The sequence below is a fragment of the Rhodoplanes sp. SY1 genome (assembly GCF_046000175.1).
Classification (GTDB): domain Bacteria; phylum Pseudomonadota; class Alphaproteobacteria; order Rhizobiales; family Xanthobacteraceae; genus Rhodoplanes.
In genome coordinates this window covers 12,712-34,519 of sequence record NZ_JBEOMB010000015.1, presented here as the reverse complement: position 1 = coordinate 34,519, position 21,808 = coordinate 12,712, and the positions used below count along the sequence as shown (strand labels likewise).

Annotated in this window: 21 protein-coding genes and 1 tRNA gene; 13 read left to right on the top strand and 9 right to left on the bottom strand. The window is 71.9% G+C overall.

Going from position 1 to position 21,808, the window contains the following annotated elements; all coding sequences use genetic code 11:
* Nucleotides 1-375 precede the first annotated feature (375 nt).
* Nucleotides 376-1,587: an ABC transporter substrate-binding protein gene (locus ABTU92_RS05840; protein WP_408088571.1), complete on the top strand. Its 1,212-nt coding sequence runs from the start codon at nucleotides 376-378 to the stop codon at nucleotides 1,585-1,587.
* 183 nt (nucleotides 1,588-1,770) lie between these two features.
* Here the strand turns inward: ABTU92_RS05840 and ABTU92_RS05835 are convergent, their stop codons facing one another.
* From ABTU92_RS05835 to ABTU92_RS05820, 4 genes are all read right to left on the bottom strand, one after another.
* The gene (locus ABTU92_RS05835; protein WP_408088569.1) at nucleotides 1,771-3,300 is read right to left on the bottom strand and encodes a 3-hydroxyacyl-CoA dehydrogenase; all 1,530 of its coding nucleotides are present in this window, start codon (nucleotides 3,298-3,300) and stop codon (nucleotides 1,771-1,773) included.
* 155 nt (nucleotides 3,301-3,455) lie between these two features.
* The gene (locus ABTU92_RS05830; protein WP_408088567.1) at nucleotides 3,456-6,332 is read right to left on the bottom strand and encodes an Hsp70 family protein; all 2,877 of its coding nucleotides are present in this window, start codon (nucleotides 6,330-6,332) and stop codon (nucleotides 3,456-3,458) included.
* Nucleotides 6,333-6,488: 156 nt separating this feature from the next.
* Entirely contained in the window at nucleotides 6,489-8,336 is a 1,848-nt protein-coding gene (locus ABTU92_RS05825; RefSeq protein ID WP_408088565.1) for an Hsp70 family protein, read from the bottom strand.
* A 109-nt stretch (nucleotides 8,337-8,445) separates the two neighbouring features.
* Nucleotides 8,446-9,078, bottom strand: coding sequence for a DUF2760 domain-containing protein (locus ABTU92_RS05820; protein WP_408088564.1), 633 nt, complete (start codon nucleotides 9,076-9,078; stop codon nucleotides 8,446-8,448).
* A 433-nt stretch (nucleotides 9,079-9,511) separates the two neighbouring features.
* On the opposite strand from ABTU92_RS05820, the gene ABTU92_RS05815 reads away from it, so the two are divergent.
* Nucleotides 9,512-9,588: transfer RNA gene (locus tag ABTU92_RS05815), tRNA-Met, on the top strand.
* On the opposite strand, the gene ABTU92_RS05810 is transcribed toward ABTU92_RS05815, so the two are convergent.
* The 5 genes from ABTU92_RS05810 to ABTU92_RS05790 form a co-directional block, all read right to left on the bottom strand.
* On the bottom strand, nucleotides 9,545-11,164 hold the full coding sequence (locus ABTU92_RS05810) for a recombinase family protein (protein ID WP_408088584.1): 1,620 nt from the start codon (nucleotides 11,162-11,164) through the stop codon (nucleotides 9,545-9,547). The two genes, ABTU92_RS05815 and ABTU92_RS05810, sit on opposite strands and share 44 nt — an antisense overlap.
* Before the next feature lie 644 nt (nucleotides 11,165-11,808).
* Nucleotides 11,809-12,234 (bottom strand): helix-turn-helix domain-containing protein, encoded by a 426-nt coding sequence (locus ABTU92_RS05805; RefSeq protein ID WP_408088562.1) that lies wholly within the window; start codon nucleotides 12,232-12,234, stop codon nucleotides 11,809-11,811.
* A gap of 180 nt (nucleotides 12,235-12,414) precedes the next feature.
* The gene (locus tag ABTU92_RS05800) at nucleotides 12,415-12,663 is read right to left on the bottom strand and encodes a hypothetical protein (protein ID WP_408088560.1); all 249 of its coding nucleotides are present in this window, start codon (nucleotides 12,661-12,663) and stop codon (nucleotides 12,415-12,417) included.
* A complete protein-coding gene (locus tag ABTU92_RS05795; RefSeq protein ID WP_408088558.1) occupies nucleotides 12,660-13,091 on the bottom strand; it encodes a hypothetical protein in 432 nt (143 codons plus the stop codon). Before ABTU92_RS05795 ends, ABTU92_RS05800 begins: the two co-directional genes overlap by 4 nt.
* A 349-nt stretch (nucleotides 13,092-13,440) precedes the next feature.
* Nucleotides 13,441-13,824 (bottom strand): helix-turn-helix domain-containing protein, encoded by a 384-nt coding sequence (locus tag ABTU92_RS05790; RefSeq protein WP_408088556.1) that lies wholly within the window; start codon nucleotides 13,822-13,824, stop codon nucleotides 13,441-13,443.
* Nucleotides 13,825-13,878: 54 nt separating this feature from the next.
* Between ABTU92_RS05790 and ABTU92_RS05785 the strand changes: the two genes are divergently transcribed.
* From ABTU92_RS05785 to ABTU92_RS05735, 11 genes are all read left to right on the top strand, one after another.
* Nucleotides 13,879-14,142 carry a hypothetical protein gene (locus ABTU92_RS05785; protein WP_408088554.1) on the top strand — a complete coding sequence of 88 codons (264 nt, stop codon included), beginning with the start codon at nucleotides 13,879-13,881 and terminating at the stop codon, nucleotides 14,140-14,142.
* Between the two features lie 68 nt (nucleotides 14,143-14,210).
* Nucleotides 14,211-14,537, top strand: a complete 327-nt coding sequence (locus ABTU92_RS05780) for a hypothetical protein (protein ID WP_408088552.1) — start codon at nucleotides 14,211-14,213, stop codon at nucleotides 14,535-14,537.
* Nucleotides 14,534-14,974: a hypothetical protein gene (locus ABTU92_RS05775; protein WP_408088550.1), complete on the top strand. Its 441-nt coding sequence runs from the start codon at nucleotides 14,534-14,536 to the stop codon at nucleotides 14,972-14,974. Before ABTU92_RS05780 ends, ABTU92_RS05775 begins: the two co-directional genes overlap by 4 nt.
* Nucleotides 14,975-15,105: 131 nt before the next feature.
* The gene (locus ABTU92_RS05770) at nucleotides 15,106-16,377 is read left to right on the top strand and encodes an MT-A70 family methyltransferase (protein ID WP_408088548.1); all 1,272 of its coding nucleotides are present in this window, start codon (nucleotides 15,106-15,108) and stop codon (nucleotides 16,375-16,377) included.
* A complete protein-coding gene (locus tag ABTU92_RS05765) occupies nucleotides 16,374-16,550 on the top strand; it encodes a hypothetical protein (protein ID WP_408088546.1) in 177 nt (58 codons plus the stop codon). Before ABTU92_RS05770 ends, ABTU92_RS05765 begins: the two co-directional genes overlap by 4 nt.
* Entirely contained in the window at nucleotides 16,547-16,762 is a 216-nt protein-coding gene (locus tag ABTU92_RS05760) for a hypothetical protein (RefSeq protein WP_408088544.1), read from the top strand. The genes ABTU92_RS05765 and ABTU92_RS05760 overlap by 4 nt, the downstream gene beginning before the upstream one ends.
* Nucleotides 16,763-16,796: 34 nt before the next feature.
* Entirely contained in the window at nucleotides 16,797-18,140 is a 1,344-nt protein-coding gene (locus ABTU92_RS05755; RefSeq protein ID WP_408088542.1) for a helix-turn-helix domain-containing protein, read from the top strand.
* The gene (locus tag ABTU92_RS05750) at nucleotides 18,134-18,679 is read left to right on the top strand and encodes a transcription termination/antitermination protein NusG (RefSeq protein ID WP_408088540.1); all 546 of its coding nucleotides are present in this window, start codon (nucleotides 18,134-18,136) and stop codon (nucleotides 18,677-18,679) included. Before ABTU92_RS05755 ends, ABTU92_RS05750 begins: the two co-directional genes overlap by 7 nt.
* Nucleotides 18,680-18,888: 209 nt before the next feature.
* Nucleotides 18,889-19,605, top strand: coding sequence for a hypothetical protein (locus ABTU92_RS05745; RefSeq protein ID WP_408088538.1), 717 nt, complete (start codon nucleotides 18,889-18,891; stop codon nucleotides 19,603-19,605).
* A gap of 11 nt (nucleotides 19,606-19,616) precedes the next feature.
* Nucleotides 19,617-21,587, top strand: a complete 1,971-nt coding sequence (locus tag ABTU92_RS05740; protein WP_408088536.1) for a phage terminase large subunit family protein — start codon at nucleotides 19,617-19,619, stop codon at nucleotides 21,585-21,587.
* Complete coding sequence (locus ABTU92_RS05735) at nucleotides 21,584-21,799, top strand: hypothetical protein (RefSeq protein WP_408088534.1); 216 nt, start codon at nucleotides 21,584-21,586, stop codon at nucleotides 21,797-21,799. The genes ABTU92_RS05740 and ABTU92_RS05735 overlap by 4 nt, the downstream gene beginning before the upstream one ends.
* Nucleotides 21,800-21,808 lie beyond the last annotated feature (9 nt).

The window sequence follows — 21,808 nt, the reverse complement described above, 5'->3', positions numbered from 1 at the left end:
GTTTCGGCGGGCCGACCGGCCCGGGTCCGCGCCTGTCCGCGGTCCGGTTAATACGTACTTCACGATGCGTGACAGTGACGCGACAGCGGCATGACACGACCGCGCCGCGACGTCGGACGGACGGCCCTTTTCCGGCCCGTCACGGGGACGTGAAGCACACAGCGTCGGCGGGGCGTCCGCGCTCCCGCGTGATCGGAGAGGGTGCCGAGATGCCGCGGCTGCGGCCGCGGCGACGGGGATACGCTACGGTGCGGCTCGCGGATTCGGTCCGCGGCTGCGGATCCTCGACGCCGGCGCTCGTCCGGCGGGAGCACCGAACGACACACCGTCACCCCCGCGGGTGCAGAGCTTCACACGGGAGCCTCGATCTTGACGATGTCCAGTCCGTCCGCCCGCCGTCGGCCGGCCGCCCTCATCATCGCGACTGCCGCCGTCGTCGTGCTCGCGGCGCTCGCGGCCGTCGCGACGCGTGCCGGTGCCGCCGATCCACCGATCCGCATCGGCGTGATCGCGTCCTATTCCGGCGCCTATGCGGATTACGGCCGGCAGTTCGACGCCGGCATGGCGCTGTGGCTCGCCGAGAACGGCGGCCGGCTCGCCGGGCGACCGGTCGAGATCATCCGAAGGGATGCGCCGGGCGCCCAGCCGGAGCTCGCCAAGCGGCTCGCCCAGGAGCTCGTCGTGCGGGACAAGGTGAACGTGCTCGCCGGGCTCGACTTCAGCCCGAACGCCTTCGCGGTCGGCGCCGTCGCGCGCGAGGGCCGCATCCCTGCGATCGTGATGAACGCGGCGTCGTCCGGCATCACGACGCAGTCGCCCTTCGTCGCGCGCGTCTCCTTCACGGTGCGGCAGGTGTCGGACCCGATGGGGCGGTGGGCGGCGAGGAACGGCATCGTTCGCGCCTTCACGGTGGTCGCCGACTACGGCCCCGGCCACGACGCGGAGAGCGCCTTCACGACGGCGTTCGCGGCGGCGGGCGGCAACGTGGTCGGCCGGCTGCGCGTCCCGCTCGCCAATCCCGACTTCTCGGCCTACGTCCAGCGCATCAAGGACGAGGCCCCGCAGGCCGTGTTCTTCTTCTTCCCGTCCGGCCCGATGCCGCGCGCCTTTCTCAAGGCCGCGAAAGATCGTGGGCTGGAGGAGGCGGGCATCAGGCTGATCGCCACCGGCGAGGCGACCGACGACAGCTATCTGGAGGCGACCGGCGACGTCGCGCTCGGCCTGATCACGTCGCACCACTACTCGTTCGCGCACGACTCCGCGAAGAACCGCGCCTTCGTCGACGGCATTGCGCGCATCGCCGGCACGACGATGCGGCCGAGCTATTTTTCAGTCGCCGCCTATGACGGCATGCAGGCGCTCGCGCTGGCGCTGGAAAAGACCGGCGGCAGCCTCGATGGCGAGGCGGTGATGAAGGCGTTGTCGGGGCTGTCCTTCGAGAGCCCGCGCGGGCCGATCACGATCGATGCCGGAACCCGCGATATCGTCCAGACCGTCTACATCCGCAGGACCGAGCGGGTGAACGGCGCGCTGATCAATGTCGAGTTCGACCGCTTCGAGGCCGTGACGGATCCGACGACGCCGTGATCCCCGGTCATTCCGGGATGCGCGCGACAGCGCGCGAACCCGGAATCCAGCGGCGAGTTCCATATCCTTGGCTGGATTCCGGGTTCGGCGCTGCGCGCCGCCCCGGAATGATCGAGTCGCGCAAAGCCTCCCTCGGGAGAGGTGAAGCCTCGTGCGGCCCCGAGCAGATCGTCCGGGAAGGGATCACGCCGCGTGAAAGCGGCGCCCGGTCAGCGCATGGCGGCGCAGGAGCGGCGCCGTGCGGTAGCGGTCCTCGCCATAGGCGTGCGCGAGCGCGTCGATGACGGCGGCGACACGGGGGGCGCCGAGTGCGTCGCACCAGGCGAGCGGGCCGCGCGGATAGTTGACGCCCTTGAGCATCGACAGGTCGATGTCGGCGACGCTGCCGACCTTCTGGTGCGCGGCGTCGGCCGCCTCGTTGATCAGCATGGCGACGGTGCGCATCACCACGAGGCCGGGCGCGTCGTCGAGCACCGACACGCGCTTTCCGAGCGCCTGGAAGAACCCCGCTGCCGCGGCGCACGCCCCCGACGGCGCCTGGTCGGCCGCGGCGACGGCGATGCGTTTCGCCGTGCCGTAGTCCAGCGCGAGATCGAACAGAACCTCGGGCCCTCCCTCCGCGGCGAAGCGCGCGGTGGCGCTGCGGCCGTCGGTGAGGGCGAGCGCGACGCCGTCGATCCTGATCACGCCGGCGCCGTCGCGCGTCTCGACGCTCAGGCCGGCCGCCTGCCCGAGGCCGGCGAGCGCCGCCGCCGGGCCGAGGTCGCCTTCGATCACGACGCGGCTCGGCCGCGGGCCGGCGGGCGCGTCGTCCGCGACGGGCGGGGCCGCGCCCTTCGAATAATCATAAAAGCCGCGGCCGGTCTTGCGGCCGAGCTGACGCGAGTCGACCAGTTCCTTCTGCACCAGCGACGGCTTGTAGCGCGGATCCTGGAACAGGAGCTCCCACACGGTGCGGGTGACGGCGTAGTTCACGTCGTGGCCAATCAGATCCATCAGCTCGCACGGCCCCATGCGGAAGCCGCCGGCCTCGCGCAGGATCGCGTCGAGAGTCGCCGGCGTCGCCGCGCCCTCGGCGATCAGCCGCAGCGCCTCGCCGTAGAAGGGCCGGGCGACGCGGTTGACGATGAAGCCCGGCGTCGAGCGGCAATGCACCGGCGTCTTGCCCCAGGCGAGGCAGGTTGCGAACGCTGTCGCGGCGACCGCCGGGGTCGTGACATGGCCGCTGACGATCTCGACCAGCGGCAGGATCGGGGCCGGATTGAAGAAGTGCACGCCGAGGAATCGCTCCGGCCGGTCCAGCACGGCGGCGAGCGCCGTCACCGACAGCGACGAGGTGTTGGTGGAGAGGATCGCGTCGGGCGCGACGGCGGCCTCGATCCGGCGGAACAGATCACGCTTCACGCCGAAGTCTTCGACGATCGCCTCGATGACGAAGCCGGCCGGGCCGATGTCGTCGATGTTCGGCAGCGCCGTGATGCGGCCGAGCTGGGCGTCGCGCTCCTGTGCCGACATCTTGCCCTTGTCGACGAGCCGGTCGAGATCGCGGCGCAGGCCGTCGACGCCGCGCTGAATCGCGCCCGGCGCGGCATCGTGCAGCAGCACCGGATGCCCGGCCCGCGCGGCGACGAGCGCGATGCCGCTGCCCATGGTCCCGGCCCCGATCACGGCGACCGGCACGTTCGACGGCAGGGCGGCTCCATCCTGGTTCATCGACTTCCTCCCCAATGTTCTGATTGGCTGCGCCCGGACGGCGAGCGACGAGCGGGACGTTCCTTATCAGGATCCGGCAGGTCCTGTCCTGCCGAGCTGCGCCTTCGCGGGGACCAGCGGAGAACCGATCGGATCGTCCCGCGCGGACATGATCATCACCCGCCGTCGCCGAGGATGAGGCCGGGTGGCAGGGCCTCGCCGTAGAGGCTCGCGCGGTCGGCCTGCTGGACCGGGACGACCTCGCGCAGCCGCACCGTGCGGGCGGCCGGCACGCCGCTCTTCTCCAGCTTGCCGGCGATTGCTTCGCGCAACGAGCGCGGCGGGTTCAGACGCGGATCGTCGACGGCGCGGGCGGCGCGCAGGAACAGGGTCTGCGCCTCCTCGAATTTCGGGCTCGCCCAGTCGAGCCGGCGCAGCGCGTCCCAGGTCGCCTCGACCAGATCGGGCGGGACCACGGTCTCGGGGCCGGCATGGAACGGCGTGCGGTTGAGCAGCAGCCCGAGCGCCGCGAGCCACGGCGCGCAATCCTTCTGCTCGGCGGCGAGCTCCACAACGGTCGTCAGCATCGCCTCGACCAGCGCCGCCTTCTGCTCCTGGCCGAGCCGCTCGAAGGCGCCGGCCATGCGGATCAGCTCGGCCGGTGCCGATTTCGGCTGCAGCAGCCGGTCCTGCTCGGCGTCGAGCAGCGCCTCCTGGCGGGCGCGGTCGAGCCCGCCGGCGAGCCGACGCCACAGGATGTACTCCTGCAGCTTGCTGCGCTTGCCGGCGAAGCGCAGGCCGCCGCGCACGATCGCCCACAGGCGATCGATGCGGCTCGCATCCATGGTGACGCCGAAGCCGGGGCGCAGCAGGAAGCCGGCGAGGATCAGCCACGCCTCCTCGTGATCCGCCGAGAGGGCGCGAGCGGCCTCGTGCTGCTCCAGCGTCGCCCACATCTCGCGCAGCAGCACGCCGCTCCACTCGCCCTTCGGCCGGCCGAGCGCCTTCTCCAAGGCGTCGAGGATGCGCTGGGCCGAGATCTTCTGCTTCTTGCCGGCCGGCTGCGCCAGCGCGCCGATGGCACGCTTCGCCTCCGTCAGCTTCTCCGGCGGGACGCCGAGGGCAGGGGCCTCGTCCGCCACGGACGCGCTGCTCGCGGACGCGGACGCCGCCGGGCCTGCTGCGCCGGGCGCCGGGCGAAGATTGAACTCCAGCGGCCAGGTCTCGCGGATGCGCGGGTCGAGGCTGCGGCAGGCGACCTGCAGGAGCCCCAGCTCGTTGAGCCGCGCCTTCAGGGCGACAGGCACGGTCGCGCCGGCGTCGCCGGCGTTCGACCGCTTCACGGTGGCGACCGTCTCCAGCGGCGGCAGCGTCTCGAAGTCCTCGGTCGGCGCGACCACGTCGCCGACCTCGCGGTCCTCCTCGCGCGTCGAAGTGTAGACCTGGAAGCGCACCGGCCGGTCGAGCCGCAGGCGCAGATCGAGATCGCCCACCTCGTAGCTCGCGTCGGTCGGGGCGCCGTGCGGCAGCACGCAGACCAGCGAGCGGCCGCCCGCGATGCCGTCGCCGCCGCGGCGATGCACCTCCAGGAACACGGCACGGGCCGCCCCGGCCGCGATGCCGCCGGCGCCGCGGCGCTGCCGTCGGCCGGCCGAGGCGGCGCCGAGCGCGACGGCGAGGTCGAGGTCGTCGCTGTCGAGCGCGACCGGCGCGCGGCCCTCCTGCCAGGCGGCGATCTGATCGACCAGCCGCCGGCGCAGATGCGCGGGCTTCATCGTGCCGCCGTTGAACAGCACGGCGTCGACGGCGGGGCGCCCGGTCAGGAAGGCGGCCAGATGGCGCGTGACGGCCGGATCGGCCGCGTAGGGCAAGCCGAACTCCTTCACGCCGCCGGCGGTGCGCTTGGGCTTGGCGGTCGCCCAGCAGTCCGGGAAGAAGCCGTCGATCAGCAGCGTGTCGAGCTCGGCCCGGGTCAGCGTCGCCGAGAGTGCGCCGGCGAGCAGCCCCGAGCCGCGGCCCGGCACCGACACCGGGAACGCCTCGTCGGGCGGGCCGTCGCTCGACAGCACGCGCTCCTTCAGGGCCCGGCAGGCGGCGATCAGATGGTCCCACTGGCGCGCCGACAGCTCGCGCGGCGTCGTCGGGACCACGCCCGTGCCGGCGCCGAAGCGCGGCGCCAGCAGATGCGCGATGGCGAGGTCGATGTTGTCGCCGCCGAGCAGGATGTGGTCGCTGACCGCGATGCGCTCGATCGCCGGGGCGCCGCCGTCCTGGGGAGGCGTCACGGAGAACAGCGAGAAGTCCGAGGTGCCGCCGCCGATGTCGACGACCAGCACATGGCGGGGCGCGGCGCCCGTCTTGTCGGTTGTCGTGCCGGTCGTCGTGTCCGTGCCGGCGAGCGCCTGCCAGGCGGCGTCGCTTTCGGCGTGGCGGTCGAGCCAGCGGTAGAACGCCGCCTGCGGCTCCTCCAAGAGCCGCACATGCGCGGGAAAGCCGGCCTCGCGCGCGGCGTCGAGCGTGAGGGTCTGGGCGGCGGCGTCGAACGAGGCCGGCACCGTGACCGTGATGTCCTGGGCGTCGAACGCGAAGCTCGCGCCGCGCTCGCCGAAGCGCCGGTTCCAGGCGGCGCGCAGATGGGCGAGGATCATGGCCGAGGCGGCGACCGGCGAGATCTTCTCGGCCTCGCTCAGCTCGTCCGAGCCCCACGGCAGGAAGCGCGCGGTGCGGTCGGCGCCGTGATGGCACAGCCAGGATTTCGCCGAGTGCGCCACCCGGCCCGGCACCTCGCCGGCGCGCCGCTGCGCCAGCCGGCCGACGATCCAGTCGCCGGTGTCGCCGCGCCATTGCCCTTGCCCCGTCACCTGCGCCGCGACGGCCGCCTCGGGGCGATAGAGGAACGACGGCAACGTCGCCGCGTCGACCTCGGTCGCCGGCGTGTCGCGCTGCGGCACCGCCAGCACGGCGGCCTCGCGATCGTCGCCGAGCGGCGCGAAGGCGAGCACCGAGTTCGAGGTGCCGAGATCGATGCCGATGCAGAACCGAGGCTGGGCCATCGCGATACTTTCACACGATCATCTCTCCGCCCTCGTCCTGAGGAGCCCGCGCAGCGGGCGCCTCGAAGGGCGGGGGCGGCCACGTCGAAGCGGTGGCCTCATGGTTCGAGACGCGCTCCCGCGGAGCGCTCCTCACCATGAGGCGCGAGGCCTTCGTCACTCCGTCCGCACCACGAACTCCACCTTCCAGCGGCGGTCGGAGTTGGTGTGCTTCATCCACAGCTCGAGCTTGCCGAGCTCGGTGACCACGGCGTTGATCTGCACCGGCACGGCCTGGCCGAGCGGGATGTCGCCGGCGGCGGCGAGGTCGACTTCGAGCGAGGCGATCTCCAGAAGCTCGCGCTCGGCGTTGGGCACGATCTGGCCCGGCACGTCGCCCGACCGCACCTCCGACGAGAAGAAGCGGAACTCGGCCGTCTCGCCGGTGACGAGGGCGAGGTCGCGGCCTTGGATCAACGCCTCGGTGCCTTCCTCCATGCCCTGCGGCACGACGCACAGCGCCTTCAGGGGCGGGCTGAAGCCCGGTACGGCCGGCATCGAGGTCTCGAGGCCTATGTAATAGGAGCGCGAGGCGCCGGCGCGGATGCGCAGGCCCTTACCGGTGATGCGGTTGCGCCCGTACTCGGCGGCGCCCTTGGCGACCGCGAGGTCGGGCTGATCGCCGGCGAGCTCGCGCACCGCGGCGCCCCCGGTCCACGACGCGAGCAGATCGAGGAGCCGCTTGCGCACCGCCGCCGACTTGAACACGCCGCCGTTGAACAGCACCGCGGTCGGCGCGATGAACGGACGTGACAACGCGCCCGCGCCGACCAGCGTCTGGAGCGCCTCGCTCGCCTCGACGTTCTCGCGGCTGCGCGTGAGGAACCGGGCGAGGTGCTTGCTGATCACCGGGTCCGACGCGTAGGGCAGGCCGAACTCCTGCAGCCCCGTCCGTCGTGTGGTGCGTGGAAGATCGTCGATCGCGGTGAGCGGGAAGAAGCCGTCGACGACGACGCGCTCCAGCGTCGCGCGGTCGAGCGTCACCGACAGCGTTTTGCCGAGCAGGCTGGAGCCGCGGCCCGGGACCGAGATCGGGAATTCCTGGAGCGCATCGTCCTCGAACAGCGCGATCTTGCCGCGGCCCGCCATGTGGGAGAGGGCGAGGAACTGGGTGTCGCCGAGCGTCTTGCCGGCGTCCTCCAGCACGGCGCGCAGCGTGTAGGCGAGCGCCAGATCCATGTTGTCGCCGCCGAGCAGGATGTGCTCGCCGACGCTGATGCGTTCGAGGTCGAGCACGCCGTCCTTCTCGGCGATGGCGATCAGGCTGAAGTCGGCCGTGCCGCCGCCGATGTCGCAGACCAGCACGATGTCGCCGGGCCGCACTTGGGCACGCCAGTCCTTACCGGTCTGCGCCGTCCAGGCGTAGAAGGCGGCGAGCGGCTCCTCCAAGAGCACCACGTCGCCGAAGCCGGCGGCCGCCGCCGCGTCGGCCGTCATGTTGCGGGCGACGTCGTCGAACGACGCCGGCACGGTGAGCACCACCTGGGTGTCGGCGAGCGCGATGCCGCGCGGCGCCATCGCCACCGCGAAGCTCTCGCGGATGTGGGCGAGGCAGCGGCGCGCACAATCGAAGGCGGAGAGCTTCGTCTCGGCGATCTCCGAGCCCCACGGCAGCACCGGCTGGCGCGGATCGATGTGCGGGTTGGACAGCCACGACTTCGCCGAGGTGATCAGCCGGTCCGGCACCAGGGCGCCGTGGTCGCGGGCGAAGCGGCCGACGACGACCGGATCGCTGTCCTTCTTGGATCGCCAGGGCAGCGGGAACGCGTCCTTCGGGAACTCGTCCGGATGCGGGATGTAGAGGGCGGACGGCAGCGTCGCCGCCTCGCCGATCTGGTTCGGCCCGAGGATCTGGGTGACGGCGACGACGTCGGTGCCGGCGCCGTCCGCCTCGGCGAGCGCCATGGCGCTGTTGGTGGTGCCGAGATCGATGCCCAGGCTGTAGCGCGGGGTCGGGTTCGTCATGGCAAAGAATCCATGGAAAGGGTCTTTTCGAAATCGCGACGGGCAATCGGCACGGCGCCGATGATGCCGCTACCGCGGCGTCGCCGAAGGGCGCGCGGCCGGGGCCGCGTCAGGAGAGCTCGACCTCGGCGGGCGCGATGGTCGGCAGCCGGTCGGTGGTGCGGATCAGGCGCGGCAGCTCGACCCGCTCGACCCGCCAGCCGTGATGGACGAGCGTGCCGGTGAACGGCGCCTGCCCGGTGATCTTGCCGACCAGCCGGTAGTCGTCGGCCGCGTAGCCGGTCGGGACGACCACCTTGTCGCCCTCGCTCTCGGTGCGGATCGGCTTGACGACGAGATGCTCGGCCAGCGCCGCCTTGCAGCCCTCGTGGACGACGCGCGCCGCGGCGCCGACCTGGGCGTCCGAGTAGCCGGTGATGTCGTCCATCAGGAAATCGACGAGGCGGCCCTTCTCCTGCAGCACGGCGAGGAAGCTCACCACCTCGGCCGCGTGCCGGTTGTCGGGCGGCGCCGGCGCGGCGGCGGGCGTCGGGGCAGGGGCGGGTGCCGTGGCCGGGACGGCGGTGCGCCGGCCGCGGTCGAGCAGGATGGCGATCAGCAGGAACACCGCGAGCGCGGCGATCAGCGGCAGCGTGACGGCGTGAAGAATCCCCGTGTAGGCCGGCAGCACGATATCGAGCACGAGGATCGCAATGGTCAGCACCGCCAGGGCGGCGGCGACGATGATCGAGACCTTACGCATGGTATGACCTTTGGCGGACGAAATTCCTCCGAAATCTATACCAGGGCGGGCCGTGCAGCCACCGGGCTCGCACGGCCGGGCGGGCACGCCCGGCGCGGCATTTCGCGCGGAATGCGGGCGCGGCGGAGGGAGCCGCATGGCCCATGCGGGGTGCGCCCCCCGGACCGGCGGAGCAAGTCGGCCACGCGCCGAGCTCGGCCGCATCCCCCTTGGCAAACCTCTTGGCAAATCGAATCCGATGTCCTAGGGGTGGCGCGCGGTCCGGACGGTGTGCTAAGGAGCCGTCCCCGATGCGATTCCGTCAGGCTACGACGCCGCGCGGATCGTCCGGGGAGCCGGCCCGATCGGGCATCGCTCGACGGGGATCGACCGGCGTCCCGTGCCTCGCAGCGCTCGCGCATCGAGGCCCGGCTCGCGAGGTCCGGCCGACGGCGGCGGAGTAGCTCAGCTGGTTAGAGCAGCGGAATCATAATCCGCGTGTCGGGGGTTCGAGTCCCTCCTCCGCTACCATCGATCCCCCCGTAAGCCTCGCCTGTGGGAACAAACCGGTACCGGTCAGCCGGGCGAGCGAGCCGTTCACCACAAGCTCTGGAGGCGTATGGGCGGGCGCCGGCTCGACCACGACGCTGTCGATCATCGACCGGACGGCGTCCGCCAGATCTGTGTCGTGGGCGTCCGGATCGTTCGCGATCAGGTCCGCGAGACGGTCGATGTCCCGCAAATACTGCTCGACCGCCGTGGGATGCAGGGACACCACCTTGGGCGGTTCGTCGGTGGCGGCCAGCGCCGCCTTGAACCCGTCCCGCTCGGCTCGAAGCGCCGGCAAGCGCCGGTCGGCCTCCTCGTCGCTGAGGCGGCCGGCAATGCGATCGTCGATCGCCCGGTCGAGCGTCCGCTGTGCCTCGGCCAGGCGCGCCTCGGCTTTCGAGCGCGCCGCGAAGGCCACGGCATGTTCGCGGCTCCGCTCGTCGTTATAGACCCGAATGAAGTGCTCGATGGCAGACTTGCTGCCGAGCCGTCGGCGCAGGCTTTCGATCACCCGGTTCTCGATGTCGTCCAGGTAATAGGCCCGGCGATGGTCGCACGCGCCGGCTTCCTTCGCCTGGCTGCACATGATGCGCCGCCGACCGTTGTCCCGGTCCTTGATCGACATCCCGGCGCCGCACGCTCCGCACTTCAAGCGACCGGAAAACACTCGGCGAGGCCGGCGGGCGAGGTGCGGCGCTTGCGGCCTGTAGGAGTCGCGAGCCCGCACGGCCTGCCAGGCTTCGTCGTCGACGATCCGGAGATGCGCCGCGTCGGTGCGCTGCCATTTGCTTTCCGGGTTCGGCCTCGACACGCGACGGCCGGTGTCCGGATCCTTGATCATCCTGACCCGGTTCCACACCAGCCTTCCGGCGTACACCTCGTTCTGCAGGATCCCGTTTTGGCGCTTCCTGTTCCCGTTGATCACCGAAGCCCGCCAGAAGCGGCCACGCGGCGGCGGCACGCCATCGGCATTGAGCGCGGCGGCAATCTCCCGCGGCGTATCGCCCGCAGCGTAGCGGGCGAATACGCGACGGATGACTGCGGCTTCGGCCTCGATGATCTCCATCTCGCCCGGCTTCCCGGGGATCGGCCGATAGCCGTAGGCGCGGCCGCCGGCGTGCCGTCCTTCGCGGACGACGCCGGCCATGCCGCGCCGGACCTTGTGGGCGAGGTCGTGAAGATAGAGGGCGCCGACCAGGCCGCGGATCCCAACCTGGATGTGATCAGCTACGCCTTCGTGCACCGCGACGATCTCGAGGCCGAGAAACGACAGCCGCTTGAAGATGCCGGCGAGGTCTTCCTGGTCGCGGGAGATGCGGTCGAGGGCCTCGACGATCACGACCTCGAACGCGCCGGTACGCGCGTCGCTCAAGAGGTCCAGCAGGCCGGTGCGGCCGAGCACGCTGGCTCCCGAGCGGGCGCGGTCGTCGTAGGTGCCGACGATGTCGATAGCGTTGCGGGCTGCGAAGTCACGGCAAAGCGCGACCTGGTCGTCGACGCTCCGGTCGCTCTGCAGGTCGCTGGAGTACCGTGCGTAAATCGCTCCGCGCCGCGCCATCGTACAACCCTCGGAGGGCGGCAGTATCCCGCCTTACCGCCATGCGTGCAAGCGCCTCGACCACCCGGGCCACCTCGGGCTCGAGGTCGGGCGGAGGCGCTATGCGGCAGGGCCGAAGGGGCATCGGGGTCAGCCTCGGACGCCTATGCGATCTCGATCGAACCGCGGTCGGCCGCGCTGTGCGGGCAACAGCGCGGCACGTTGGATTCGCCGGCGGTGCGGTGTGCCCTGACACGGTGCTCCTTGCCGTCCGACGTGCGAGCCCGCCGCCATCAGTGCACCTGTTCGGGCAAGGTCGACGGCGGGAATGACACGGATGACACGGCCCCGTCCCCGCTGATCGACAAGTTCGCGAGCCGCAGCGATCGGAGCAACGCCACGCGGGCTGCGAGGAAGAACACGGTCGCGATCTGTTCAGCGAACTCGCCTCCGAAGCCGGCCTCGATGGCGCGTCGGTGCTCTTCACGACCGCGGGCGTAGAGGGCGGACTCGATATCCTGCCCGACCTCGGCGATCTCTTCGGGCATCATGGTGAGCCCGAGCCGTTGGGCGACGATGCCGGCCGGCACGTCGCCGCGCTCGGGAACGGTGCGCGGCCGGCCCATCTCAGCGCCTCTGAGGGATGTGGCTCGAACCTGTCTCGCTCACGAGGCACGGGCGGTCTCGGGCGACGGCCCGGCGATCTCCTCGACCAGGGCGACGATGCTGCGCCGGAGCTTCGGGTCGGCGATCTGCATGAAGGCGCGGGTCAGGGCGAGGCCGTCGACGGTCGCCAGAAAGTCCGAGACGACGGCCGGCGAGACGCTCTCGACACCGGTCGGCCGGTCGTCGTCGTCGAGCTCCGGCGCGCCCTCGAAGAAGAAGGCGACCGGGACATGCAGGATGCCGGCGATCTGCTGCAGCCGACTGGCGCCGATCCGGTTCGTCCCCTTCTCGTACTTCTGGACCTGCTGGAACGTCAGGTCGAGCGCGTCTCCGAGCTTCTCCTGGCTCATACCCACCATGAGCCGGCGCATCCGCACCCGGCTGCCGACATGCTGATCGATCGGATTGGGAGACTTCTTCGGCATGGCTGGACCTCGTAAATGCACTTTTTCGACGTAAAAGGTGTAGATTCGCATTGAACGCGAAATGTGAGGCGAACTGGCGCCAGTCTCCCGTCGTGGTCAAGGAGATCCGTCGCTGCGGTCCAAGACCAAGCGTTCGCTGGGGAGCGATCCTCGCCACCGTGCGGGCGGGGCGCCCGGCCATCAGTGCACCCGTTCCGGCACCGGCGCGGCCGGGACTCCGGGGGGGCCGACCTCGGCGCGCTCCAGCGCGCCGCGACGGACCGCGCGCAACACCGCCGTCTCGGCGGCGAGCCGGAACAGGGCCTCGATCTGTCGCACGAAGTCGTCGTCGAACCCGGCGGCGCGGGCCTCGCGGCACACCTCCCGGCTGCGCGCATAGAGCGCCGCGGCGATGTCCTGGCCGATCTCGACGATCTCGTCGGGCGTCATGGCGCGCGCCTCGCGTCCGGCGTCGCTGCCGCGAGGCTCTTCAGCGCGCGCTCGAACAGCCAGTCGTATCCGGCGAGCGCGCCGGCCAGCAGGAGGTCGGCCTCGCGGGCCGCGGCGGCGCGCGCCCACGCGGTTCCCCGCGCGGTGAGCCGCGCCCGCTCGTGGACGCCGGGCCGGGTCACCAGCACCAGGGCTTTGCGGGCGAGCGGCTCCATCGCGGCCGGGAACGCGACCACATGGGTCGAGCCCGGGCGGCACCAGCCGCGCGGGCGCCGCTCCAGCGGCCCGGCGAGCAGGGTGACGAGCGTCCGCCGCATCGCCGGGGACAGGGCGGCGAGCGGCGGCACCCGGTTCGGAGCGGCCGGAGCCTGGTCCGCCGGAGACGCGATCGGATGCGGCGTGGCGCAGACACGTGATCGAGGAGGCATGGCGGGCTCCCGCTTCGGCGGTCCGACGATCTTCACTCAAAAAATTTTAGTTGTGAAGACGGACTCTAAAAAATTTTGAGTACCGGTGCTAAGCCTCCGCTCACCTCGATTGTGAGATTGCGCCACAACTAATGCGTTCAGGTGGGTTGTTTGCCCGACCGATGCTACGATCGTGAGGTCGGCTAGCCGGCGATGGAGAAGGTGATCAATCGTCGCGGGGAGGGGCAATGGGCCTGGAGCGGATCGCGTTCGCTCTCGTCACGCAGCTGCCGGAGGACCGGGACAGGGCGCTCGAAGTTCTGGCGATCGCGGAAAAGCTGGTGCGGGACTACTTCCGGTCGACGCGCCGTCAGCCGCGCCTCGCCGCGGTGCCGGGCTCGGAGGCTTCGGTCTCCTCGATCAATCGCACCAGCCCGTAGTCGAGGCCGGCGCTGAACCGGCCCGTGTAGATGTAGTTGAGGTCGAGTCCCGGGACCACCTTGATAAGCTTGAGCGCCTGGTCCATCGGGAACGGCGAGCCGCGCTCGTAATTGCCGTAGCGGTTCTCGGCGATCCCGAGCCGATCGGCCATCTCCTTGATGGTCCGGTACCTCAGGACGTGCTCGCGGATCAGCCGCAGCCGCCGCCCGACCTCGCGCGGATCCTCGGGATTCACAGGGGCGCGGGTCCGGCGTTCCGGCCGATTCCCCAATGGCTGGCGAGACTTCATGGCCGGCATTATGCGGCTCAGCATTCTTGAGGCTCCAGTTCGCATTCTTGAGACTTGTAGACTCAAAATGTTTGAGGAATGGTGCTCGTCATGGCGCGAATCCTCACCACCGTCGAAGACGTCGTCTGCACCGTCGGCGGACACGACACGGTCGCCGGGCTGATCGGCATCTCCTATTCGGGGGTGTGCAACTGGATCGTCGCCGGCCGGATGCCGCCGCGAACCTACGTGGCCTTGACGGCCGTCCTGGCGGCGCGCGGCGCGACGGCGCCGCCCGCGCTGTGGCAGATGGTGCCGGCGCCCGCGGATCTGACCCCCTTCCTGCGGGAGGGCGCGGCGTGAAGACAAACCCCGATCCGCGGCCGAGGTCCAAGAAATCGACCGAAGCGGGCTGCGGAAAGCTCCGCAGCATGGTTCGGTCCTCCGCCATCGTCGCCGGGACGGCGAAGCGCCTGTGGCCCCGCAACACCGCCGCGCATCTCGCCGCCGCGGCCGGCGTGCATCCGCGCACCGCCGAGCTCTGGCTCGCCGGCGAGTCGCCGTCCTTCGAGGCGTTCTGGGCGCTGCTGTGGTCCGAGCAGGGCGACGCCTTCTACGAGGCCGGCATGAACGCGGCGCCGCATCCGCCGCTCCACTGGATCGTCCATCGCCGCGAGAAGCGCATCGGCCGGGCGCGCGAACGGGTGATCCTGGCGAAGCGCGAGCTGGAGCGGCTCGAACGCGGAGACGAGCCGTGAGCCGGCCGCGCCGTAACGGTGCCGTCCGCCCGGTCGCCCCGGATCTGATGGACGGTTGCGGCTCGGGCCGAAGCGCGGCCGACGAGGCCGCGGACCAGAACCCGCCGATGCGGGCCGCCGTGGAGACGTTCTTCGGCCGCTTCGTGCGCGACTGGAACCGGGGGGCGCCCGCCGCGGTGAGCCATCTCTCGCGCGGCGTCCTCATGCTGGGCGGGCTGACGGCCGACCAGCTCGCCGCCAACCGGCCGGCGCTGAGCGCGTTGCGCAAGGTTTTCGACCAAGCGGTCCGCACCGCCGATGCGCGGATCGGAGACAAGATCGATGCGCGCCGGGCGGCCACTGCCCAGGCCGATGCAGCTGTGAACCGGGTCGAGAGCGGCGCGCCCGACGACGCGATCGCGGAGGCCGCGCCGGGCCGGCGCGGAGACCGTCCATGACCTCGGCGCCGTATAGGCGCCCCATCGTCCCGCTGCCCGGCCCGAGGCCGGCCCGGGCGCGGCGGTCGGGGTGGAGCACGCGGCGTGCCGTGCCCGCGTCGCTCCACCCCGATGGCCGGAGCTGACCCGCCATGGCGGCGCTCGCCCGCTGGGAGGCGGCCCGCCGGGCGCTGGCGGACTGCCGGCGTGTCGACGAGGCCAAGACGATCCGCGACACCGCCGAGGCGATGCGGGTCTATGCCCGCCAGGCGCGCGACCTGCAGCTCGAGATCGACGCGGCGACCATCCGGGTGCGGGCCGAGCGCCGCCTCGGCGAGCTTCTCCGCGCGGCGAAGGATGCCGGTCAGATCGGCCGCGGCCAGCCGCCGAAGAAATGTGCCGAGACGAAACAATTCCCGCGTGTGACCCTCGACGCGGTCGGCATCGACCGGAAACTGTCGTCGCGCGCCCAGAAGGTCGCCGGGATCGCCGAGCAGGCGTTCGAGGCGATGGTCGAGCGGATGCGGGCCGACATGGCGCGCCGCGGCGCGCGTGTCGCGCTCGATCTGTCGCGCGATCAGGCCGTCGCCGATCGCCAGGCGGCCCATGCGGCCCGCACGCTGCGGGGCGGAACCGTCGACGATCTGCACCGGCTGGCGGCGAGCGGCTTTCGGGCCGGCGCCATCCTGGCCGATCCGGCCTGGCGGTTCGTCACCCGCTCGGCGCGTGGTGAAGGCCGCTCGGCGAGCGCCCACTACACGACCGACGACTTCGCCGCCATGGCGACGCTACCGGTCGCCGCGCTCGCCGCCGACGATTGCCTGCTCGTGATGTGGATCGTCGACTGGGCGCCGCGGCTGGCGCTCGATCTGATCGAGGCCTGGGGCTTCGTCCACAAGACCTGCGCCTTCACCTGGGTGAAGCAGAGCGAGACCGGCGAGGCCTGGCATTTCGGCCAGGGCTACTGGACGCGCGCCAATCCGGAGCAGGCGTGGCTCGCCACCCGCGGCGCGCCGCGGCGCCGCGACGCCGGCGTCGCCCAGCTGATCGTCGCGCCCGTGATGGAGCACTCGCGAAAGCCCGACGCCGTGCACGATCGGATCGGGCGTCTGGTCGACGGGCCGTATCTCGAGCTGTTCGCCCGCCGCGAGCGTCCGGGCTGGCTGACCTGGGGCGACGAGCTCGCGTTCCGCGAGCCCGAGCGCAACGCCGCAACGACCACGGGGCCCGCGCCGTTCGATCCGGAGACCGGCGAGGTGGTCGAGCCGGAGGCCGACGGCGCGCCGGCAGAACCTCGCGTGACGTCGCGCGATCCCGTCGACGCGGCGGACCCGCTCGACATCCCGGATTTCCTGCGCCGCCGCCCGGACGGGCAGGCGCCGTTCATGCGGGCGCCGACGGAGGCGGGGAGGGCGGTGTCGTGAGGATCATGACCGGCGTCTTCCGGTTCGTGCGCCACGACGATCTGATCGCCCGCCTCGCCGCGGGTTGGCGATGGATCGCCGATCTCGGCGCCGTGCACGGCGCGTGGTCGAGCCTGATGTGGTGGTGCGACGGCAGCTGCCGCGACTGCGAGCACGACGGACCGACCGGATGAGAGGCGAGGCGCGCCACACCTGGTCGGATCCCTATCGCGAGATCTACGCGACCAAGCGCGTCTGCTGGTCCTGCGCACTGGTCAAGGTGACGCGCCACGAGCCGGGCCTGCGGCCGTGGACGGAGTTCTGGCGGGACGGCCGGCGCATCCGGATCGCGGGCGATCGGACGCCGCCGTGCGAGTGCGTGTCGGTTCGGACCGCGTCGCGATGAGCGGACCATCGTCGTTCGAGGACGGGAGGCTGCGATGAGCGTTCAGGCCGTCGCATGGGCGTTGGCGTTGCCGGTGGGACCGTCGCCGAAGCTCACCCTCGTCGCGATCGGCAACTACGCCGACGAGCACGGCCGGGCGTGGCCGTCGATCGACCGGCTGGCGGCCGACACCTCGCAATCGCGCGCGACCGTGCAGCGCCGTCTGAAGGAGCTGGAGCAGGATCAGCTCCTGGTCCGGTTCGCCCGCTACGAGCCGGACGGCCGCCGGACCTCGGACGAGATCCGGCTGCGGCTCGACGTGCGGCCCGACCAGGTGGTGCGGCGCGATCGTGATCAGGTCGACGAGCCGGACGAGGCGGTCGCGCCGGCCGCCGAGCAGGCCTCCCCGGGCGCGGGGGGAGGGTCGCAATCTGACACGGGGGGGAGGGTCGCAGATTGCGACGGGGAGGGTATCGATCTGACACGGGGAGGGTCGCACGGCTGTGACACGGGGAGGGTGTCACTGGTGCGACCCCGAGAACCATCACTTGAACCACCAGACTCTCCCCCCAAAGCCCCCCTCCCGGGCGGGGCGACGCCGCAGGCTGTCCGAGGGGAGGACGCCGAGCCGCCGCAGGACGATCCGGCGATCGAGACGTGGCTGAGCGAGTTCCGAGCGACCTATCCGGTGGTCAGCAACCGACCCGCCGAGGTCGTGCGCCTGGCGTCCGCGCTCGACGACGCCGAGCGGGCCGTCGCCCTGCGCGGCGCCCGCGGTGCGCGCGCTTTGCGCGACCGCAGCCCGAAGCGGCCGCCCGCCCTGGTGTCGCCCGAGCGCTACTTGCGCGACCGCGCGCTGTGGCCGGAATATGGGCGCCACGCGCCGCCCGAGCAGCCGCGGCCGGTCTGGGTCGTGGTCGGCTCGCCGGAGTGGCAGGCGCGCAGCGTGCTCGCCGCGATCCGGCGGGGCGCGATGCCGCGGCCGACCGAGCACGCCGGCACGACCGGCGCCTGGTGTCCGCCGCTGCCGGCCTTTGCGCTCGCGCTGGCGCGTTTCGCCGGGACGCCGCGCGAGACTTGGCCGATCGTCGATCGCGGCTCGCCGCAATGGGCGAGGTGGACCGACTGGCTGCGCGATCTCGGCGTGAGGCTCGACGCCGACCGCGAGCGCGTGCCCGGCGCCTTCACGACGCATCGCGACGGGTCGGGCCGTCCGTTCGAGGCGCCGGTCTGGTGGCACGGCGCACGGTTGCCCGACCCGTGGCCGCCCGCCCGAGGCAACGCCGTCGCCGCGACCGGCCCGCCCGGGCGAGTGTCACCATCACGAACGTCGCTGGAGGCGCAGGCCGAGGCGGCCGGCGAGGAGTTTCTGAAGCTCGACGGGGCATCGTCATGTTGAGGCTGACGGACGACGACGATCTCGTGTGGGGATGCGTGCAGACGGTCGGCGGCCGCGAGGCGCTGTGCGCGAGCGAGATCGTGCGGGCCGGGCTGTCGGCCTACTGGCCGCGCTTCACGGTGGCGCGGCGGAGCAATCACACGAGCGGCACCCGCGAGGTGCGCCGCTCGCTCTTCCCGGGCTACGTCTTCGCCGGCTGGCCGGCGGCGCGGCCGCAGGCGTGGCGGATCATCCGCACCGTGCCGGGGCAGCGGCGGGTGCTGGAGGCGGCCTACGACCGGCCGGCCGTGATCGACCGCGCCTTCCTCGCCGCCCTGGTCGGGCACGAGTACGAGCTCGCCCACAATCTCGGCGCCGCCCGCAAGGCGTTCGGGATCGCGCCCGGTGATCCGGTCCGGCTCGTGACCGGACCGTTCGCCGGCTTGTGGGCGCGCCTGGTGTCGCTTGACGACACCGGCCGAATCGCCGTCCTTCTCGACATTCTCGGCGGCCCGACCCTGGTGAAGGGTCTCACGACCGACCAGGTCTCGCCGACGTAGCGATCGAGTCTCGCTACCGGCGGACGCATGGCGAGATCGCCCGCCGCCTCGAACCGCTTCCCTCTCTCCCGACCGCAAGCCACGGGTCCTTCCGGCCAATCAAACGCCCGCGCCCGGGCGACCCGCGGCGGGTCTGTAGTTTGAGGGGCGTTTACGAGCCTCAACTCGGCTCAAGTCGGAGCCTCGAGGCCTCAAGTCTCGGTCGCGTCATGACGGTTGCCCCGGAGGTGATCAGCAAGGGGGCGTTCGCGCAGCTGATCGGGGTGTCGGCTGGCCGCGTCAGCCAGTACATCCGCGAGGGCAAGCTCGACGGCGCCGCGCTGGTGGGCGAGGGGCGGGGTGCCGGCATCCGGGTCGCGGTGGCGCAGGAGCAGCTGCGCCGGCGGCTCGACATCGGGCAGCGGCTCGGCAACGGGATCGGCACGCGGTTGGCTCCGCCGGCCGCGGCGACCGACGCGACGGCGGCGCCCGCGGACGTGCTGCCGTTCGCGGCCCCACCGGCTCCGCCGACCGCGCCCGTCGGCTCCGCCGTCGATCCGATCGACGAGCGCATCCGCCAGGCCAAGCTCGAAGGCATCGAGCGCGAGAACCGCAAGCGCGCCGAGGAGGAGGCCGCCCGCGCCGGCCGCTACGTCTTGGCAGACCAGACCCGCGCCGAGATGGTGCGCCTCGCCCGCGACATGCTCACCGTGTTCGAGGGCGCGCTGGTCGACCTCGCCACCGCCATCGCGGCGCGCCACCAGCTGCAGCAGCGCGACGTGCTGCATGCGCTCCGCGCCGAGTTCCGCACCATCCGCGCCAAGGCGGCGGCCGCCGCCCGCGCCCGCGCGGCCGAGCTGCCGCCGCTGATCGAGGACGCGGACCCGTCGGCCCCGCAGCCGCCGACCTCGCCACCGACACCGGCCACCAACGCCGTCGCGCCATAGCGACCAGGCCCATGCCCATCCTGCTCGCCGACCCGACGCGCCTCGCGGCCGAGGCGGCCGCGCAGGTGCTCGAGCCGCCGCCGCCGGTCGACTATCTGGCCTGGGCCGAGGCCAACATCGTCTTCTCCGACCGCGAGAGCCCGTTCCCCGGCCCCTACAACCGCGCTCTGTTCCCGTATTTCGACGAGATCCTCCGCGCCCTGTCGCCGGACGATCCCTGCCGTACCGTCACGCTCGCGGGCTCCGCCCAGATCGGCAAGACCGTGGTCGCCAACATCTTCACCCTCGGCTCCATGGCGATGGACCCGGGCGATCTCCTCTTCACCCACCCGACCGAGGACAACGCCCGGCGCTGGTCGAAGATGAAGCTCGCCCCGATGCTGCGCGGCACCGCCTCGCTCCGCGCCCTGTTCCCGCAGCGCTCGCGCGACGTCCTCGACTCGGTCCTCTACAAGGAGCGCGCCGACGGGCTAGGGGCCATCCTGATCTCGGGCGCCAACTCGCCCGCCTCGCTCAGCCAGGTCACGGTCCGCCGCCAGGTGCAGGACGACCTCGCCAAGTGGGACATGAACCTCGCCGGCGATCCCGAGGCGCAGGCCGACAACCGGAGCCGCGCCCACGAGTTCGCCAAGGTCTTGAAGACCTCGACCCCGCTGGTGCTGCCCGGCTGCCGCATCACCAAGGCGTTCGAGCAGGGCTCGCAGGAGCACTTCCACGTCCCGTGCCCGCAGTGCGGCGCCTTCCAGGTGCTCGACTGGGACAACATGCTCGCGACCTTCGATCCCGCCCGTCCCGAGGCCGCGCACTTCACCTGCGTCGCCTGCGGCTTCCCGATCGAGGAGCACCACCGCGCCGCGATGGTGCGGGCCGGCGAGTGGCGCGCCCACAATCCGTCGGCGCGGCGCACCCACCGCTCGTTCTGGATCTGGTCGGCCTATTCGCTGCTGCAGTCCTTCGCCCGCATCGCGCTGGAGTGGTTCAAGGCCAAGGGCGACCCGGCGGCCGAGCAGACCTTCCTCAACGACACGGTCGGCCGCGCCTGGCGGGCGCAGGGCGAGGCGCCGCCCTTCGAGGCGCTGCGCGACCGTGCCGCGACGTCGCATTACGCCCGCGGCGAGGTGCCGGCCGGCGCCCTGGTGCTGACGCTGGGCATCGACTGCCAGGGCGACCGCGTCGAGTGGCAGCTCGTCGGCTTCGGCCGCCGCCACCGCCGTTTCGTCATCGACCACCAGGTGATCCCCGGCCACATCACGGACGCGACCTGCCGGGCGCGGCTCGACGCGCTCCTGAAGCAGACCTGGCTCAATGCCGCCGGCCGCGCCCTCGGCCTCGACCTCGCCGCCATCGACGGCAACGCCTGGACCGAGGACGTGTGGGATTTTGCCCGCACCCATCCGGCCTCACAGCTCATCATGGTGCGCGGCGTCGCGCCGGACTCCGCCCCGCTGCTCGCCCGCGTGCGCAAGGAGCGCAATCTGCGCACCGGCAAGCTCCTGAAATACGCCTCGCGCTTCTACAATTTCGGCACCAGCGTGCTGAAGATGGCGCTATATCGCAACGCCCTGAAGACTGACCCGATGGAGGACGGCCACGTCGCCTTTCCGCGCGGGCTCGAGGACGAGTTCTTCCGCCAGTTCACGGCCGAGCGCCGCACCCCGTTCAAGCGCCACGGCTTTACCGAGTATCGCTGGACCAAGGACGCCGCCCAGGCCAACGAGGCGCTCGACGCCCACCTGCAGGCCGAGGCCGCGGCGATCAAATGGGGCGTCCGCGGGCTCCCGGACGCGATCTGGGACCGCCTCGAGGCCGAGCGCGAGACCCCGCCGCCCGAGGCGCAGCTCAGCCTGGAGGATGTTTTGGGCAGCGCGCCGGCGGCGCCGGCCGAGAGCGCTGGGGTCGCTGCAGCGACGGCGGGGCAGGGCGCCTCCGGCGCAGCCGCCCTGATGGCCGAGATCGCCCGGCACGCGACGAGGGGACGATGAATCGAGACGAGATCGAGGCCGAGCTTGCGGCGCTGCGCGGCGAGCTCTCCCGCACTCTGACCGGCGGCAGCATCACCGGCGTCCGCGACGGCGAGCGCGAGGTGACGCTCCGCCCGGCCTCGCCGGCCGAGATCCGGCAGCGGATCGCGGAACTGGAGGGGGTGCGGGAGGGGAGGGCGGGGCGGACGAGGGGGAGGGCGGTAGTGCCGTAAGATCAACCT

What these genes read in the sequence shown, in the direction of transcription:
- ABTU92_RS05840 (WP_408088571.1), top strand. Translation starts at nt 376, where the DNA reads ATGTCCAGTCCGTCCGCCCGCCGTCGGCCGGCCGCCCTCATCATCGCG.
- ABTU92_RS05835 (WP_408088569.1), bottom strand. Translation starts at nt 3,300, where the DNA reads ATGAACCAGGATGGAGCCGCCCTGCCGTCGAACGTGCCGGTCGCCGTG.
- ABTU92_RS05830 (WP_408088567.1), bottom strand. Translation starts at nt 6,332, where the DNA reads ATGGCCCAGCCTCGGTTCTGCATCGGCATCGATCTCGGCACCTCGAAC.
- ABTU92_RS05825 (WP_408088565.1), bottom strand. Translation starts at nt 8,336, where the DNA reads ATGACGAACCCGACCCCGCGCTACAGCCTGGGCATCGATCTCGGCACC.
- ABTU92_RS05820 (WP_408088564.1), bottom strand. Translation starts at nt 9,078, where the DNA reads ATGCGTAAGGTCTCGATCATCGTCGCCGCCGCCCTGGCGGTGCTGACC.
- ABTU92_RS05810 (WP_408088584.1), bottom strand. Translation starts at nt 11,164, where the DNA reads ATGGCGCGGCGCGGAGCGATTTACGCACGGTACTCCAGCGACCTGCAG.
- ABTU92_RS05805 (WP_408088562.1), bottom strand. Translation starts at nt 12,234, where the DNA reads ATGCCGAAGAAGTCTCCCAATCCGATCGATCAGCATGTCGGCAGCCGG.
- ABTU92_RS05800 (WP_408088560.1), bottom strand. Translation starts at nt 12,663, where the DNA reads ATGACGCCCGACGAGATCGTCGAGATCGGCCAGGACATCGCCGCGGCG.
- ABTU92_RS05795 (WP_408088558.1), bottom strand. Translation starts at nt 13,091, where the DNA reads ATGCCTCCTCGATCACGTGTCTGCGCCACGCCGCATCCGATCGCGTCT.
- ABTU92_RS05790 (WP_408088556.1), bottom strand. Translation starts at nt 13,824, where the DNA reads ATGCTGAGCCGCATAATGCCGGCCATGAAGTCTCGCCAGCCATTGGGG.
- ABTU92_RS05785 (WP_408088554.1), top strand. Translation starts at nt 13,879, where the DNA reads ATGGTGCTCGTCATGGCGCGAATCCTCACCACCGTCGAAGACGTCGTC.
- ABTU92_RS05780 (WP_408088552.1), top strand. Translation starts at nt 14,211, where the DNA reads ATGGTTCGGTCCTCCGCCATCGTCGCCGGGACGGCGAAGCGCCTGTGG.
- ABTU92_RS05770 (WP_408088548.1), top strand. Translation starts at nt 15,106, where the DNA reads ATGGCGGCGCTCGCCCGCTGGGAGGCGGCCCGCCGGGCGCTGGCGGAC.
- ABTU92_RS05760 (WP_408088544.1), top strand. Translation starts at nt 16,547, where the DNA reads ATGAGAGGCGAGGCGCGCCACACCTGGTCGGATCCCTATCGCGAGATC.
- ABTU92_RS05755 (WP_408088542.1), top strand. Translation starts at nt 16,797, where the DNA reads ATGAGCGTTCAGGCCGTCGCATGGGCGTTGGCGTTGCCGGTGGGACCG.
- ABTU92_RS05750 (WP_408088540.1), top strand. Translation starts at nt 18,134, where the DNA reads ATGTTGAGGCTGACGGACGACGACGATCTCGTGTGGGGATGCGTGCAG.
- ABTU92_RS05745 (WP_408088538.1), top strand. Translation starts at nt 18,889, where the DNA reads ATGACGGTTGCCCCGGAGGTGATCAGCAAGGGGGCGTTCGCGCAGCTG.
- ABTU92_RS05740 (WP_408088536.1), top strand. Translation starts at nt 19,617, where the DNA reads ATGCCCATCCTGCTCGCCGACCCGACGCGCCTCGCGGCCGAGGCGGCC.
- ABTU92_RS05735 (WP_408088534.1), top strand. Translation starts at nt 21,584, where the DNA reads ATGAATCGAGACGAGATCGAGGCCGAGCTTGCGGCGCTGCGCGGCGAG.